We start from the raw sequence: 15301 nt of genomic DNA, 5'->3' as shown, positions 1-15301 counted from the left end.
GATGGAAGAGCGGATCATCTCAAGCAAGATGATGATAGAAGAGGATGAGATGGTTGAGTTTAGTCTACGCCCTCGATCTCTGCGGGAGTATATCGGGCAGTCTAGGGCCAAGGAGAATCTAAAAGTCTACATAGAAGCAGCCAAGATGAGAAGTGAAACGCTTGATCATGTATTGTTATATGGCCCCCCAGGTCTAGGGAAGACGACACTTTCTCATATTATTGCCAATGAGATGGGAGCACAGATTCGCACAACTTCAGGTCCTGCAATCGAGCGTCCCGGGGATTTGGCGGCGATTTTGACGAATTTACAACCGCATGATTTTCTATTTATTGATGAAATACATAGGTTAAATCGTTCTGTGGAGGAAGTACTATATCCAGCGATGGAAGATTTTGCACTAGATATTATGATTGGCAAGGGACCCAGTGCCCACTCTGTTCGGTTGGATCTGCCTCCTTTTACCTTGGTAGGGGCAACTACAAGAGCGGGTTCGCTTTCTGCTCCTCTCCGAGATCGATTTGGTGTAGTGAGCCGTTTGGAGTACTATACTCAGGAAGAGTTAGCTTTTATTGTGATGAGAGCGGCTGATTTGCTACAAGTAGGGATTCGAGAAGAAGGGGCTCTCGAGATTGCGACTCGATCCCGTGGGACACCTCGTGTTGCGAATCGACTTCTAAAGCGGGTACGTGACTTCGTTCAGGTACAAGGGGATGGTATTATCACCGGAGATGCCGCCCGAGATGCATTAGACCGAATTCAAGTGGATAGACTGGGACTAGATCATGTCGACCATCGATTGCTACTCTCGATTATCGAGAAATTCCGCGGAGGGCCCGTGGGGCTGGATACCATCGCCGCTACGATTGGCGAGGAGCCAAGTACCATCGAGGACGTGTACGAGCCTTATCTTATGCAAATCGGCTTCCTCCAAAGAACTCCTCGTGGTCGGATGGTGACGTTGCGTTGCTGTGAGCACTTTGGAGTACAGTGGCCTGAAAACTAAGGTTTGACGATGAAACGAGTTAATTCGAGACAGATTAGGGGCAATGTAATTACCCATAGCGGCTTGCTTTTCCACATTTTCGCAGGCTCACAATTTGAGCTGTGAGTAGATATAGGACCTAGGATTGTTCCAATATAACTACGCTATGAAATGGATTTCGTATTTTTGTAATGACATTTTGGAGTGAGCATATATGAACGTAGCAGACTTTACATTTGAGTTACCCAAAGAGCTAATCGCACAGACTCCATTATCCGATCGAACCGCTTCTCGATTAATGATCGTAAACCGCAAGACAGGGAAGTTAACGCATTCGCAATTTCCTGCGATCGTGAGCTATCTAGAAGCAGGGGATGTACTGGTCTTAAATGATAGCCGGGTTCGGCCCGCACGACTCATTGGGACGAAAGCAGATACGGGGGCGAAGATTGAACTTTTATTGCTGCAACCGATGGGCACAGATCGCTGGGAAGCTCTAGTGAAGCCAGCTAAGAGAGTAAAGCAAGGGTCGGTTATCCAATTTGGAAATGGAGAACTGCGAGCTATTGCGGAGGAATCGACCGAAGTGGCAGGGGGGCGTGTGTTTCGTTTAGAGTATCAAGTAGATGATATAGAAGCCTTGTTTACTCAATTAGGCGAGATGCCCTTGCCTCCTTATATCCATGAACAATTAGATGATCCTGAACGTTATCAGACCGTCTTCTCCCGTTCGATCGGCTCTGCGGCCGCTCCAACGGCAGGGCTTCATTTTACAGATGAGATTTTGACCGCGATTCGCGAAAAAGGTGTACAAGTTGCTTTTATTACCCTTCATGTGGGATTAGGCACATTTCGACCTGTCACGGTAGATAAAATCGAAGAGCATCAGATGCATGCAGAGTATTATGAGATGAACGAAGAGACAGCATCCACTATCAGAGAAGCAAAAAAAGCAGGAAAGCGAGTGGTTGCTGTCGGAACGACTTCGATTCGTACCTTGGAGACTATCGCGGGAAGATTTGCGTCAGAGGTGCAAGCGTGTAGTGGATGGACGGATATCTTTATCTATCCAGGATATGAGTTTCAGATAGTAGATGGGTTATTGACGAATTTTCACTTGCCGCAATCCACTCTATTAATGCTGGGAAGTGCTTTTAGCAGTCGGGATATCTTGCTTCATGCTTATGAAGAAGCGGTGCGGGAGCGATATCGGTTCTTTAGTTTTGGAGATGCGATGTTGCTTATATGATAGCTTGTCTTCTATAATATTGGCAGTGGTAAAGGTTTTTTCGTTATAATGGATAATAAGTTAGGAAGGAACTAGAATATTGGCTGTACGTTACGAACTGTTGAAGCAATGTAAGCAGTCTGGTGCACGACTTGGAAGGCTTCATACTCCACACGGTGTCATTGAAACCCCGATCTTCATGCCAGTAGGTACTCTGGCGACGGTGAAAACAATGAGTCCCGAAGAGTTAAAAGAGATGGATGCACAGATTATCTTGAGTAATACATACCATTTATTTATTCGTCCTGGTCATGAGATTGTAAAAGAAGCAGGTGGATTACATAAGTTCATGAACTGGGATCGTCCGATTCTGACTGATAGCGGTGGATTTCAAGTTTTTAGCCTAGGTGATCTGCGTAAGATTACCGAGGAAGGGGTTCAGTTTCGTTCGCATTTGAGCGGTGAGAAGCTGTTCTTATCTCCTGAGAAAGCGATGGAGATTCAAAATGCCCTCGGTGCGGATATTATGATGGCCTTTGATGAGTGTCCTCCCTATCCGGCAGAGTATGAATATGTGAAAAACTCGACTGAACGTACTTACAGGTGGCTAAAAAGATGTAAAGAAGCTCACAGCCGCCCAGAGGATCAAGCGTTATTCGGTATTGTCCAAGGAGGCGAATACCGCGAGCTTCGCGAAGAGAGTGCTCGTCAGTTAGTAGACTTAGATCTGCCAGGCTATGCGGTGGGCGGGTTAAGCGTAGGAGAACCACATGAGATGATGTTTGAGATCCTAGGATATACAACACCTCTTCTTCCTAAGGACAAACCTCGTTATCTAATGGGAGTCGGTTCGCCGGAAGCTCTGATTCAAGGAGCTATTCTGGGGGTTGACATGTTTGACTGCGTGTTACCTACTCGGATCGCGAGAAACGGGACTACGATGACGAGTGAAGGTAGGCTTGTCGTGCGGAATGCTAAATTTACGCGTGACTTCGGTCCATTAGATCCCAATTGTGATTGTTACACTTGTCGCAACTATTCTCGTGCCTATCTTCGTCATCTTATTAAGGCAGATGAAACGTTTGGGCTTCGATTGACAACGTACCATAATCTGTATTTCCTACTTAACTTGATGCACCAAGTACGTCAAGCCATCATGGAAGATCGTCTTCTCGATTTTCGTAATGAATTTATGATGAAGTACTATGGTACCTTAAATCCGGTCCAAAAATTTTAGATTTCAAACCACATTTAGGAGGAATACCTATGGAACAGTACCAAGCATTTATTTTCCCCGTCTTGCTAATCGCGATTTTCTATTTCTTGCTAATCCGCCCACAAAACAAGAGTCGTAAACAGCGTAATGCTATGATTGCTTCTTTAAGCAAGGGAGATAAAGTTGTAACGATTGGCGGCCTTCATGGTACGATCGTCGATTTAAATGATCAGACGATTACCATTAAAGTAAACGACAATACTCGTCTTGTTTTTGAACGTGCTGCGATCAATGAAAAGAAAACCGTTGGTGCAGAGGTAACAGCCACTACAACTGAAGAAGAAAAGTAAAGGATAAAAAGCTATTTTCTCCGATCAAAGGAGATAAATAGCTTTTTATTTTTTGGATAGGTTAATCCCAATCATCCCGCCTAATGCGCCTAGCCCAAATGAGCATATACCAAAGATCAACGGCTCCACACGTAGTGAGGTATCAAAGGCGAGAAATCCGATGATCATCAGTATAAGCGTATAGAGAATACCTTGAATCCCTCCCATAATCCAGCCATTTCGTTCCGTTCGTTTTCCAGAAATCAGACCGCCTGTAAAAATCGAGCTAGCGTTAATCAGAAACGTAATCCATGGCAAGCTACTGGTTTGGAGATCCGTGTAGCGGAGTACGACGGCTGTACTAAGAGAAAGAATGAGCACAGATGACCAAATTACACATTGACCCATGATCCACGGAGAGTTTAAGCCAGTGCGATTGGAATGAAAGATCGTTGTTTTCATAAGGATACCTCTCCTTTCTATTCATCTTTGTACAATTTATGAGCAAGTCCATTCATATATGATTCTATTTTCATAGTAGGAATTTGATCAAAAGGAATTGGAATCACAGTGTCAGGGGATCATAAAAATTCGGCTTACGGTCAAAATAACAACAAGACTTTTAGATAAACCAGTAAAGGAATTGGAACGTGGGCAGTGTGTCATGCTCCGGGTTAGCGAATCTGATTATCACCTGAAAGGAGGAGACTACTTGCTCTGGATGTCCGTACTACGCACTATCTTCATCTATGTCTTTCTTTTTCTCATGATGAGACTAATGGGCAAAAGAGAGATTGGCAAATTATCGATATTCGATTTAATTGTATCCTTTATGATCGCGGATCTAAGTGCAATCGTATTAGATGATATTGAAAGGCCGCTTGTGGATGCCATTGTACCCATTCTTGCTCTAGTTTTATTACAGATTGGGATGTCATACTTGTTGCTCAAGAGTCGCAAAGCGCGCAACCTGATTGAAGGAGAGCCTGCTGTTATCGTCAGGGATGGCAAAATTATTGACTCCATGATGGCGAAAACAAGATATAATCTTGATGATTTATTAATGCAATTACGTGAAAAAGACATTCCTGATGTATCGGATGTAGAGATTGCGATATTAGAGACTTCAGGGAAATTAAGTGTGTTTCCTAAAGTAGAAAAGGCCCGACTAACGAAGGGGGATGTGCAAAATGATGGCTCTAAGTTGCGCCCATTTCGCATGCCTATCCCCGTTATTATCGAAGGAAGGGTGCAGGAGCAAGAACTGACGGATTCCGGATACAATCATATATGGCTTAAGCAAGAGTTACGAAAAAAGGGAGTAAAAGACTTTAAAAATGTATTTTATGCGAGTGTTGATCAATACGGAAACATCTATATCGATTTAAGAGATACATAATGCCTTTGCCTAAGATGAGAAGAATCATTTTAAGCAAAGGCATGATTATTTATCTCGGGAGGAATCGAGCCACCCAAGCTCCTACATATGGTAGGCGAGCCACGTCATCTTTTCGAATTAAGGAAAAGAGAACGAGGCAAATGAGGTAGATTCCGAATCCACATAAGATGGTTAATAATATGCGTTGTAATAATGGGCTATGAGCCTGGGTCCCTAAGTAATAACAGACGAACCCCATCCCACCAATGCTGATACTCAATTTTACTAGTTCCCTAGCATTAATCATGTAGGGGACAAATTTAATGATGCTAAGAAAATGCAAGCAGGTTACAACGAATATGCCGATATTGATAGCGATGGCCACACCCATAATGCCAAGTGATGGCTGAGTGGCGAGAAGCCAGATAAATACCATTTTAATGACAGCACCGATAATGGAATTCCGCATTGCGATATTTGCTTTATCCAACCCTTGAAGCACAGCTGCAAAAGGGCCTTGTAAGTAGTGGAATAAAGAAATGGGAGCCATGATCTGTATCATTTGACCAACACTGGGTTGATGATAGAGCAAGGTAGCAAGTGGTTCTGCTAACACATAGACCAACATGGTACAGGGAGCACCGATAATGAAAGAAAGTCGGATCGCTTGTTGCAGCCTTCGCTCGATTAAGGTGGTGTTATTTTGTGCTGCGGCCTCGCTTATGGCTGGAACAAGGGAGACGGTTAAGGCATAGGTAATAAAAGCAGGGAAGAAGACTAACGGTAACGCCATCCCCTCCAGTTGACCGTATAGGGCTGTAGAGGTGGCAGCAGCGATCCCAGCAATGGCTAAACTTTGTGATACAATAATAGGCTCTACCGCATAGGTAAGGGAACCAATGGTCCTACTCAATGTAACGGGAACAGCGACCCGGAAGAAGTCGGTTATCGTGTTGAATCGACTCACAATATTTTTTTCGTCCTTCTGGTTTTTACGTCTTTTCCATATTTGGCGTAAAATAGGGCGTTTTGGATCTTTGCGATATCGATAATAGAGAAATAACATCCCTGTAAACTCTCCGATCACCATTCCGATCATCGCCCCAGAAGCGGCATACTCTACACCGTATGGTAACAAATATTTAGCTAACATGAGGACAGTAAAGATTCTCACTACTTGTTCGATAATTTGAGAAAGTGCATACGGGCTCATATTTTGTCGACCTTGGAAGTAACCGCGGAAGATGCTGGATACGGCGATAACAGGAATGATGGGAGTGATTCCCAAAAGGGCATAGAGTGTTCTAGGATCAGTTAGTAGGGTTTTTGCTAAGATTGGAGCAAAGACAAATACCAAACTGGTAACGATTGTACTGGTGATTCCGACTACAATCCCTGCTACAATAATGATGTGTGGGATCTTGTGCTCTTCATTTTTAGCCTCAGCTTCGGATACTAGCTTTGAGATCGCCACGGGGATTCCAGCAGAAGTGATGACAACTGCGAAGATTAAAATCGGAAAAGCAAGTTGAAAAAGGCCCATTCCTTCGTCCCCGATCAGACGAGATAAAGCAATTCGATAGATAAAGCCAAGAATTTTCGTTAAAAATCCAGCCCCTACTAGTATGAGGGTGCCAGCGAGGAAGCTCTGTTTGTGCATGGTAACTCCCTTCTTCCGTCCACTACGTTTTAGTACAAGTTATGCCTTGTCCGATAGGCTCATGACTCTTTTTCGTAGATAGAAGGAAAGAAGGTTCCGCATGCAGAATTGATACATTCAAAAGATGTCGAATGAGTAAGATTGGAGGGATACGATGTCGATACTGGCTTTGCCTGAACAGGAATATGACTTCGAAGAAGATGAAGATGCGATTCAATATTTAACATCAGAGGAATTAGATGAATGTCTCGAAGATCTTTGTAGAAGTAAAGCATCTGAGTTTCATTTATATGGATATGAAAATGTAACACCCGAACAAATATGGGCTTGTGTTTCAGATGAACATCGTCAGGGCACCCCGAGACTAAACCGCTTAGTGAACGATATTATGTCTTTAAAAGCGAGCCGCTTTATGAACTGGTTAATGCTACATAATATCTATAAAAGTGAGTAAAGTCTTGAAGGTCATCAGCCATGCTGATGGCTTTCTTTGTTCACAATTGACTCTCAGGGCTTCACTTGGGATAATAGGAATTGGTAATGGAATAAGGAGGACAGTCCATGAAGGTCAAAAAAGGAAAAGTAGCGATTTTTATCATCATCGTCGTGGCGATCCTCGCTCTTGCTGGTACGACCGCTCTTCCAGTGTGGAACAAAATTACAAAGGGGTTGGACTTGCAAGGGGGCTTTGAAGTTTTATATGAAGCACCCAAAGATCAAAAAGTAGATAAAGCCATTCTCCTTGATGTAGCAAATGCACTTGAGCGACGAATTAACGTACTAGGTGTGTCTGAGCCTGAGATTTCGATTGAAGGAAATAATCGAATTCGGGTGCAGTTAGCAGGGGTAAAGGATCCTGCGAAGGCCCGGGAACTCTTAGGGAAACAAGCTGAATTAACATTCCGGGATCCAACAGGAAAAACAGCTGTTATTAAAGGGGCCGACCTGAAGCCAGGCAGCGCCAAATTAAGCTTTGATGAATACAATAGCCCTGTTGTGGCCATTGAATTTAAAGATGGAAAAAAATTCGAAGAGGTTACGAAGAAATACATAGGGCAACCTTTACCAATCTATTTGGATGAAAAAGAGTTAAGTAACCCTGTCGTTCAAAATGTGATCAGTGGTGGGAAAGCAACCATCAGTGGACAGAAGACTCCAGAAGAGGCTAAGGAATTAGCAAGCCTTCTAAATGCGGGGGCCCTTCCGATCAAGCTTCAAGAAGTGCAGAGCTTCGCCGTTGATGCGAGTTTGGGACATCAATCGATGAGAGATACCTTAATAGCAGGTGGACTCTCTGTTCTCATGATTTTTTTCTTTGTAATTGGTTTTTATCGTCTACCAGGTCTTGTGGCTGTTATGACGCTGATCGCATACACATACCTAAACTTGGTTGTCTTTGCTTTCTTAAAAGTAACTCTTACCCTACCGGGGATTGCCGCCTTTATCTTAGGGATTGGGATGGCAGTAGATGCCAATATCATTATGTCAGAACGTATCCGTGAAGAATTACGTGTGGGTCGTACGATGAAGAGTGCATTGAAGGCAGGTTCCAAGCGCTCATTCTTAACGATTTTTGATGCGAACTTCACGACCATTTTAGCCGGTGCCGTCTTATTTGCTTTTGGTACGGCTGGGGTAAAAGGATTCTCGGTAGCATTGATCGTCGGGATTTTGTGTAGTTTTGTGACCGCAGTGGGATTGTCGCGTTGGTTGATGTCACTCTTAGTTAATTCAAATCTAGTGAAAAATCCTGTGCTGTTCCGTGTGAAGGAGGATGAGATTGGTGAACTATAAATTTGATTTTGTTCGATACCGCAAACCGTTCCTATTAGCCTCTCTCATCATCGTTTTAATCGGGATTGGTTCCCTCTTTGTCCAAGGATTAAATCTAGGCGTAGACTTTGTGAGTGGTACACGCCTTGATTTTACGGTAAAGCAAAACGTTGATGTGGAAAAGGCAAAAAGCGTTCTAGAGAACAATGGCTTTAAGCATCCGAATGCACGTGCGGCTGGGGACAAAAAGGAAATTGTCGTATTTCGTACGGAAAGTATTTTAGATAAGCCGAAAATCGATAAACTCGCAAGGGATTTGTCAAAGGAATTTGATGTGAAGGTAACAGTGCAGGAACAGAAAGTAGACCCGATTATCGGGCGTGAACTGGCGCGTAATGCCATCATCGGTGTACTGATTGCCTGTGCCATTATTGGGATTTACATCGCTTTCCGCTTTGAGTATCGATTTGCGATGGCAACGGTAGCTACGTTGTTATACGATGCATTTCTGATCATCACGTTCTTCTCTCTGTTCCAGATCGAAGTAGACCTATTCTTTATCGCCGCGATCCTAACCATCATCGGTTATTCGATGAACGATACAATTGTCGTCTTTGACCGGATCCGCGAAAATGAAGAGAAGCTACAGCCAAAGACGTGGGAACAACTATCTGCTATGGTAAACCAAAGTATCCAACAAACCTTGGTTCGATCAATTAATACGGTTCTTACTGTATTATTTGGTGCTGTATCCCTATTCCTACTGGGTGGAGAGGGAATTCGGAATTTCTCCCTTGCACTTGTGGTCGGTTTATTAGCAGGAGCTTATTCTTCCATCTTCATTGCTTCCCAGATCTGGGTGATGTGGAAATGGCGTTCGATGAAGACTGGAAAAGAAGAACCGAAATTATCACCTTCAACTGAATAAGAACATCATGGTTTCCATACAATGAAGGAAAAGACCGCGGAGGAGAATCTGCGGTCTTATTTCTGGAGGAGCAACTATGGGTGACCAACGGTTTCAAGAGATCAATCGAGCAGCATGGATTGGGATATTTTTTAATATTTTATTAACCATTGTAAAAGGGATCGTTGGCTTTTGGGCTAATAGTCGTGCCTTGATCGCGGAAGCGGCGCATTCAGCAGCCGATTTAGTGGGTTCTCTTACCGTCTATTTTGGAATCCGCGTAGCAAAACGTCCTCCGGATCCGGAACATCCATATGGACATGGTAAAGCGGAGATAGTGGCTTCCTTTATCGTTGCTGTTCTGTTATCTATGGTGGGAGTGGAGATTGCACGAGGTTCCTTCCAAGCATTATTTGATAAATTGGAGCCCCCAGGTATTTCGGCTGCGGTTGTCGCCTTTCTGTCGATCTTAGTAAAAGAGATATTATATCGTTATACCTATCGGGTAGGAAAACGTCAAAATAGTCAAGCCACAGTAGCCCATGCTTATGAACATCGAGCCGATGTGTTTGCCACAATCGCGGCCTTAGTGGGGATCCTAGGGGCGGTGCTAAGTCGGTATATCGGTGTTCCGGAGTTAGTCTATCTCGACCCGATTGCGGGTATGGGGGTCTCCTTTTTTGTCTTCTGGATGGCCTACCGACTAGCCCGTGAAGCGATTTACAATTTACTAGACCCTGTCCTTCTTCCGAAAGAAGCTCAGGAGCTAGTTGATGCGGCTCGACAAGTAGCGGGTGTGCTGGATATTGATAACTTACGTGCTCGTCAACACGGCCACTATGTGATTGTAGATGTAAAAATTTCTGTAGATCCTCATATTACGGTGGAAGAAGGGCATCGGATTGGGAAGCAGGTAAAACGAACCTTATTAGACCGTTTTGATCATGTGGAAGATGTATTTGTACATGTAAATCCATATGATGGCAAAATTTTGCAGGGGAAATAAGGAATGAATCACCGTTTTCTCATTCTTTGTGCTATAATCATACCGCGAAGAGAGGTGAACGGTTTTTTATGATTCGTTCGAAGACAAGATGGATTCCTGTTGAGGCAGATCCACAGCAGATCCAGAGGTTAGCGGAAGGTTTGTCCGTTCATCCGACGATTGCTAGGTTACTGATTCGTCGTGGGCAAACCGATATCGAAACGGCTCAGAAGTTTTTACGTCCTTCTATGGATTTCTTACATGATCCCTACGAATTAGATGGTATGAAAGAAGCAGTACAGCGAATTCGCTCTGCGCTGACTCATCAAGAAAAGATCCTGATTTATGGTGATTATGATGCAGACGGTGTGAGTAGTACGAGCTTATTATTAAACATGTTTCGTACTCTGACTACGCAAGTTGATTACTATATCCCGAACCGCTTTCGAGAGGGCTATGGCCTTAATCAAGAGGCTCTCAAAGATGCAAAAGAACGTGGTTACGACTTAGTGGTTACGGTTGACACGGGGATTAGTGCTACGAAAGAGGCAGCGTTTGCTCGTGAAATCGGTTTAGACCTGATTATAACGGATCATCATGAACCGCCTCCTGTAATACCAGAAGCGGTCGCAGTGATCAATCCAAAGAAACCAAACTGTACATATCCTTTTAAATCCTTGGCTGGAGTCGGTGTTGCTTTTAAGTTGGCTACTGCCTTGTTAGACAGAGTCCCTACTGAGTGGATGGATCTCGTTGCGATTGGTACCATTGCGGACCTTGTTCCACTAGTGGATGAGAACCGAGTGTTAGCTACATATGGATTAGAACGTTTAAACGAACGCACCAACAAAGGACTCTCCGCATTAATGGATGTGGCGGGCATCGCGGGGCAAGCTACCGCGGGACATGTGGGCTTTTTTCTAGGTCCTAGAATCAATGCAAGTGGTCGTTTAGATTCCGCAGGACAAGCGGTTGAACTGTTAACAACAGACGATCTAAATGAAGCGCAACATCTAGCGGGAAAAATGCAAGAGATGAACGAAGAACGTCAGCAGATCGTAGAAGAAATAACAGAACAAGCTATGGCGATGGTAGAACAAGACCCAGATCGTTACAGGCATGTTATCGTTGCCGCTAGGCCCGGCTGGAATGTCGGTGTGATCGGCATTGTTGCTTCTAGGCTTGTGGAAAAATATTATCGACCTGTGATCGTATTAGGATGTGATGAGGAGACAGGGATAGCAAAAGGATCAGCCAGAAGCATCGCTGGATTCGATTTATATGAGTCGCTGACTGCTTGCAAAGAGTACCTTCCACAATTTGGGGGACACTATATGGCAGCAGGTATGTCGCTCAAGGTAGAAGATATCCCTGCTTTCCATGCCAAACTGTCGAGTGTTGCACAAGAGACTTTGCAAGAGGAAGATTATATTCCATTGACACATATTGACGATGAATTAACGATTGATCAAGTGGAGCTATCGATGTTGGAGCAGTTAGCCTTGTTAGAGCCATATGGTATGGGAAATGCAACGCCTAGTTTTCTATTGAAAGATTCTTCCATCGCGAAAATTCAAACCATTGGTGCTGATAAAAACCATCTTAAATTGACTCTCCAGATGGACCGTATCTTCATGGATGCACTCGCATTTCGTAAAGCAGAATTAGCAGAAGAGTTGGTTCCAACCAGCAAAATCCATGTGGTCGGTGAATTACAAATTAATGAATGGAACGGTCGCCGTACCCCGCAGTTGATTTGTAAGGATCTGGCTGTACATGAAAGACAAATTTTTGACTGGCGTAGTAATCATAAAGGGGAGCACCTGAATAGATTACGTGACAAGCCCGTTCTATTGATTGGGCATCAGCTTTTAGCAGGAAACACATATTCTTTTCTCTCATGGGAAGATTGTGCTAAGGGGGCAGGGGAATCGCTCGCCAAGTACACACAGATCGCTTGGATCGACCCTCCACCTTCCATGGAAATTTGGCGGAATCATCTCAATCAAATTCAACATATGGAACGGGTCTACTTTATTTTTGGAGATCGTGACTTCGACCAAAATCTGTTAGCAGTCCCTTCACGCGAACAATTCAAACATCTATATAATTTATTGTACGGAAAAAAGCCGTTTTCTTTATTGAAATCATATCCATCTCTGACAAAAAGAACGGGATTGTCAAAACGAACACTTTCCTTTATGATTCAAGTGTTCGAGGAATTACAGTTCTTACAAAATAATAATGGAATGATCCAGATAATAGAAAGCCCTTCCAAACGACCTTTAACCGACTCGTTGACCTACCGACAACAACTGGAGAAAGAGGAAGTTCTTCAGGCATTGGTATATAGCTCGTATAAAGAGATATGTCAGATGTTTTCTGGATTATAATCAGGAGGTATACCCATAATGAACTTCAAAGAAAAAATTCGCGTGATCCCAGATTTCCCTTCGGAAGGGATTCGCTTTAAGGATATTACTACTTTATTAAAAGATGGTGAAGCGTACCGGGCGGCCATTGAAGAGTTAGCAAAACATTACAAAGGAATGGAAATCGATGTTGTACTAGGCCCTGAAGCTCGTGGATTTGTCGTAGGAGCCCCGCTTGCTCTTGCACTCGGTGCTGGGTTTGTGCCGGTTCGAAAAAAGGGCAAGCTTCCAGGTGAGATTATTGAGGCGAAATATGACTTGGAATATGGAAAAGATATTTTAACGATGCACACAGATGCGATTCAGCCAGGCCAAAAAGTTCTGATTGCAGATGATTTGCTAGCTACAGGTGGAACCATTAGCGCAACGCTTGATCTCGTTCGCCAATTAGGCGGAGAGCCAGTAGGAGCCGCATTTTTGATCGAGTTGATGTATCTAAATGGGCGTGCGAAACTAGGGGATGTGGAGATTGTTTCCCTTGTTAAATACGATTAAGACTCATTTTGTTAGATCCACGAAAGAAGCCGGGATTTATACTATTATTAGTATAATCACGGCTTCTTTCGTGGATCTAAATATTAGGTTCGGAAGCATACTTGACATATGTATGTTGTGGATAGTAATATACTTACGTAAAGTAAGTTTTATATTCGTATTAGGAGGTTACACAAGTGGCAAAAGTATTATACATTATGGCTAATCCGAAACCGGTATCTGCGTCTTTCAGCGCACAGGCTGGCGAAGCTTTTCTTACTGAATATAAAGCACAAAACCCTCAAGATGAAGTAATAACGGTTGATATCTATAAAGAAGAAATTCCTTATATTGATAAAGATGTACTATCTAGCTGGGGTAAAGGTGCAAAAGGAATAGAATTAACGGCTGATGAAGCAGCAAAAGCAAAACGCATGGGCGAGTTAGTGAATCAATTTGTAGATGCGGATAAGTATGTATTTGTTACTCCGCTATGGAACCTGAGTATCCCGGCACGTCTGAAAGCGTATATCGATACCGTTGCTATTGCAGGTAAAACATTTCGCTATACACCGGCAGGCCCAGAAGGTCTACTTAAAGGCAAAAAAGTTCTTCATATCCAAGCTCGTGGTGGTATGTACAGCGAGGGCCCCGCAAAGGAACTAGAGTTTGGGGATCGTTATCTTCGTGCGATTACTTCCTTCATGGGTATCGAGGATTATGAGCATATCGCTATGGAAGGTCATAGTGCTCTTCCTGATCAAGCTGATGCGATCTTACAAAAAGGAATTACTAAAGCAAAGGAAGTAGCAAGTAAGTTTTAATTAAACCGGTACAATGATAGAAACATATAAGAACAACCAACTCATTGAAGTGCCCCCCTTTTTGTATCCAACAACTGGGGTTCACTTCAAATGAATTGGTTGTTCTTTTGTGTTGTACCCCGAGGTACTAGCTTGCTGGATCGATTCGAACCGGAATTGAAACATTCACGAGACTACTTCAATAGCTGATTCACCATGATGAACTTGTATTTTTTGAAACCGGAATCCAAATTTCACAAGGCACAGTTGGCGAAGTCAAATCCTTACTTTTAATGGAAACCATCTCTGGACCTTCCGCTAGTTGATAAAGGGAAGATGGAAACCACTCTGAATAGATCCGTCCCCATGTCTCTTGTAGTGTCTGTGGAAAGGGCCCAACAGCTTCAAACACAGCCCAAGTCGAACTGAGAACCTCTAGCTTGTCAAATCCCTCTAAGTCTTCTTCAGTAGTTGCTACACCTATATAATGGTCTAGCTCCCCTTGTTCCTCCATGCGACCTTCCGAAAAGTTTGTCGATGCCTGAATCATTCCCTTAGGTTCAACATCAGATAGCTTCATTAACTGATGAATCATCTCCATATCTAATGATTTCCACATCGTTGTAATTCCTGGATTCTCCCCTTGGAAAACAATCGGAACTCTCTTTTGAATCCCTATGATGCGAAATGACCCCTTCTCTTCTATTCGATAATTCATTTCTGAGCCTCCTTGAATCGTTAGTTGAAAGGTCATTTGTGGATAAGCTTTTACATTTTGCGCCTGATTCCTAGCCTCAGATGGAGTGATTCCGTGTAAAATTTGAAAGGCCCTACTAAATGAATCGGGGGAGCTATATCCGTATTTCATTGCAATGTCGATCATACGTGAGGTTCGATTCTGAAGCTCGAAGGCTGCAAGTGTAAGTCTTCTCCTGCGAATGTATTCAGATAAGGAAATACCAGCAAGAAAAGAGAACATCCTTTTAAAATGATGCTCGGAGCAGAGAGCGATCTTTGCTACTTCTTTAAAATCGATCTCTTGAGTAAGATTCTCTTCTATATACTGGAGAGAAGCGTTCATGTTTTTCAGCAAATCCATCCATATGACCTCCCTTACCAAAAACGATAGCA

General features: G+C 43.4%; 15 protein-coding genes. 12 read left to right on the top strand and 3 right to left on the bottom strand.

Annotation, left to right across the window (positions count from 1 at the left end):
* Position 1: 1 nt before the first annotated feature.
* The 4 genes from ruvB (at position 2) to yajC (ending at position 3779) form a co-directional block, all read left to right on the top strand.
* Entirely contained in the window at positions 2-1006 is a 1005-nt protein-coding gene (ruvB, locus tag BLU58_RS01435) for a Holliday junction branch migration DNA helicase RuvB (protein ID WP_093290447.1), read from the top strand.
* A 193-nt stretch (positions 1007-1199) separates the two neighbouring features.
* Positions 1200-2234, top strand: coding sequence for a tRNA preQ1(34) S-adenosylmethionine ribosyltransferase-isomerase QueA (queA, locus tag BLU58_RS01430; RefSeq protein ID WP_093290446.1), 1035 nt, complete (start codon positions 1200-1202; stop codon positions 2232-2234).
* Between the two features lie 76 nt (positions 2235-2310).
* Complete coding sequence (gene tgt, locus BLU58_RS01425) at positions 2311-3450, top strand: tRNA guanosine(34) transglycosylase Tgt (RefSeq protein ID WP_093290445.1); 1140 nt, start codon at positions 2311-2313, stop codon at positions 3448-3450.
* Positions 3451-3479: 29 nt separating this feature from the next.
* A complete protein-coding gene (gene yajC, locus BLU58_RS01420; protein WP_093290444.1) occupies positions 3480-3779 on the top strand; it encodes a preprotein translocase subunit YajC in 300 nt (99 codons plus the stop codon).
* 45 nt (positions 3780-3824) lie between these two features.
* Here the strand turns inward: yajC and BLU58_RS01415 are convergent, their stop codons facing one another.
* Positions 3825-4220, bottom strand: a complete 396-nt coding sequence (locus BLU58_RS01415; protein ID WP_093290443.1) for a TIGR04086 family membrane protein — start codon at positions 4218-4220, stop codon at positions 3825-3827.
* Between the two features lie 259 nt (positions 4221-4479).
* Here BLU58_RS01415 and BLU58_RS01410 point away from each other — a divergent pair, with 259 nt between their 5' ends.
* On the top strand, positions 4480-5157 hold the full coding sequence (locus BLU58_RS01410; RefSeq protein WP_255404555.1) for a DUF421 domain-containing protein: 678 nt from the start codon (positions 4480-4482) through the stop codon (positions 5155-5157).
* Positions 5158-5206: 49 nt separating this feature from the next.
* Here the strand turns inward: BLU58_RS01410 and spoVB are convergent, their stop codons facing one another.
* On the bottom strand, positions 5207-6796 hold the full coding sequence (gene spoVB / locus BLU58_RS01405) for a stage V sporulation protein B (protein ID WP_093290441.1): 1590 nt from the start codon (positions 6794-6796) through the stop codon (positions 5207-5209).
* Positions 6797-6950: 154 nt separating this feature from the next.
* Between spoVB and BLU58_RS01400 the strand changes: the two genes are divergently transcribed.
* The 7 genes from BLU58_RS01400 (at position 6951) to BLU58_RS01375 (ending at position 14191) form a co-directional block, all read left to right on the top strand.
* Complete coding sequence (locus BLU58_RS01400; RefSeq protein WP_093290440.1) at positions 6951-7250, top strand: post-transcriptional regulator; 300 nt, start codon at positions 6951-6953, stop codon at positions 7248-7250.
* 107 nt (positions 7251-7357) lie between these two features.
* The gene (gene secD, locus BLU58_RS16715) at positions 7358-8590 is read left to right on the top strand and encodes a protein translocase subunit SecD (protein WP_255404532.1); all 1233 of its coding nucleotides are present in this window, start codon (positions 7358-7360) and stop codon (positions 8588-8590) included.
* Positions 8580-9497 carry a protein translocase subunit SecF gene (gene secF, locus BLU58_RS16710; RefSeq protein WP_255404531.1) on the top strand — a complete coding sequence of 306 codons (918 nt, stop codon included), beginning with the start codon at positions 8580-8582 and terminating at the stop codon, positions 9495-9497. Before secD ends, secF begins: the two co-directional genes overlap by 11 nt.
* A 76-nt stretch (positions 9498-9573) precedes the next feature.
* Positions 9574-10482, top strand: a complete 909-nt coding sequence (locus BLU58_RS01390) for a cation diffusion facilitator family transporter (RefSeq protein WP_093290439.1) — start codon at positions 9574-9576, stop codon at positions 10480-10482.
* A 68-nt stretch (positions 10483-10550) separates the two neighbouring features.
* A complete protein-coding gene (gene recJ, locus BLU58_RS01385) occupies positions 10551-12854 on the top strand; it encodes a single-stranded-DNA-specific exonuclease RecJ (RefSeq protein WP_093290438.1) in 2304 nt (767 codons plus the stop codon).
* A gap of 18 nt (positions 12855-12872) precedes the next feature.
* Entirely contained in the window at positions 12873-13388 is a 516-nt protein-coding gene (locus BLU58_RS01380) for an adenine phosphoribosyltransferase (RefSeq protein WP_093290437.1), read from the top strand.
* Positions 13389-13564: 176 nt separating this feature from the next.
* Positions 13565-14191: an FMN-dependent NADH-azoreductase gene (locus BLU58_RS01375; protein WP_093290436.1), complete on the top strand. Its 627-nt coding sequence runs from the start codon at positions 13565-13567 to the stop codon at positions 14189-14191.
* A gap of 190 nt (positions 14192-14381) precedes the next feature.
* Here the strand turns inward: BLU58_RS01375 and BLU58_RS01370 are convergent, their stop codons facing one another.
* Positions 14382-15269, bottom strand: a complete 888-nt coding sequence (locus tag BLU58_RS01370) for an AraC family transcriptional regulator (RefSeq protein WP_093290435.1) — start codon at positions 15267-15269, stop codon at positions 14382-14384.
* Positions 15270-15301 lie beyond the last annotated feature (32 nt).

Source organism: Thermoactinomyces sp. DSM 45892, from assembly GCF_900107305.1.
In the GTDB taxonomy this organism is placed as follows: Bacteria; Bacillota; Bacilli; order Thermoactinomycetales; family Thermoactinomycetaceae; genus Baia.
Note: the sequence above shows the minus strand (reverse complement) of the source record. Positions and strands in the feature narration are given on the sequence as shown.

Bases quoted from the DNA above. Each gene is read 5' to 3' on its own strand.
- ruvB (WP_093290447.1), top strand. From the start codon at position 2: ATGGAAGAGCGGATCATCTCAAGCAAGATGATGATAGAAGAGGATGAG.
- queA (WP_093290446.1), top strand. From the start codon at position 1,200: ATGAACGTAGCAGACTTTACATTTGAGTTACCCAAAGAGCTAATCGCA.
- yajC (WP_093290444.1), top strand. From the start codon at position 3,480: ATGGAACAGTACCAAGCATTTATTTTCCCCGTCTTGCTAATCGCGATT.
- BLU58_RS01415 (WP_093290443.1), bottom strand. From the start codon at position 4,220: ATGAAAACAACGATCTTTCATTCCAATCGCACTGGCTTAAACTCTCCG.
- BLU58_RS01410 (WP_255404555.1), top strand. From the start codon at position 4,480: ATGTCCGTACTACGCACTATCTTCATCTATGTCTTTCTTTTTCTCATG.
- spoVB (WP_093290441.1), bottom strand. From the start codon at position 6,796: ATGCACAAACAGAGCTTCCTCGCTGGCACCCTCATACTAGTAGGGGCT.
- BLU58_RS01400 (WP_093290440.1), top strand. From the start codon at position 6,951: ATGTCGATACTGGCTTTGCCTGAACAGGAATATGACTTCGAAGAAGAT.
- secD (WP_255404532.1), top strand. From the start codon at position 7,358: ATGAAGGTCAAAAAAGGAAAAGTAGCGATTTTTATCATCATCGTCGTG.
- BLU58_RS01390 (WP_093290439.1), top strand. From the start codon at position 9,574: ATGGGTGACCAACGGTTTCAAGAGATCAATCGAGCAGCATGGATTGGG.
- recJ (WP_093290438.1), top strand. From the start codon at position 10,551: ATGATTCGTTCGAAGACAAGATGGATTCCTGTTGAGGCAGATCCACAG.
- BLU58_RS01380 (WP_093290437.1), top strand. From the start codon at position 12,873: ATGAACTTCAAAGAAAAAATTCGCGTGATCCCAGATTTCCCTTCGGAA.
- BLU58_RS01370 (WP_093290435.1), bottom strand. From the start codon at position 15,269: ATGGATTTGCTGAAAAACATGAACGCTTCTCTCCAGTATATAGAAGAG.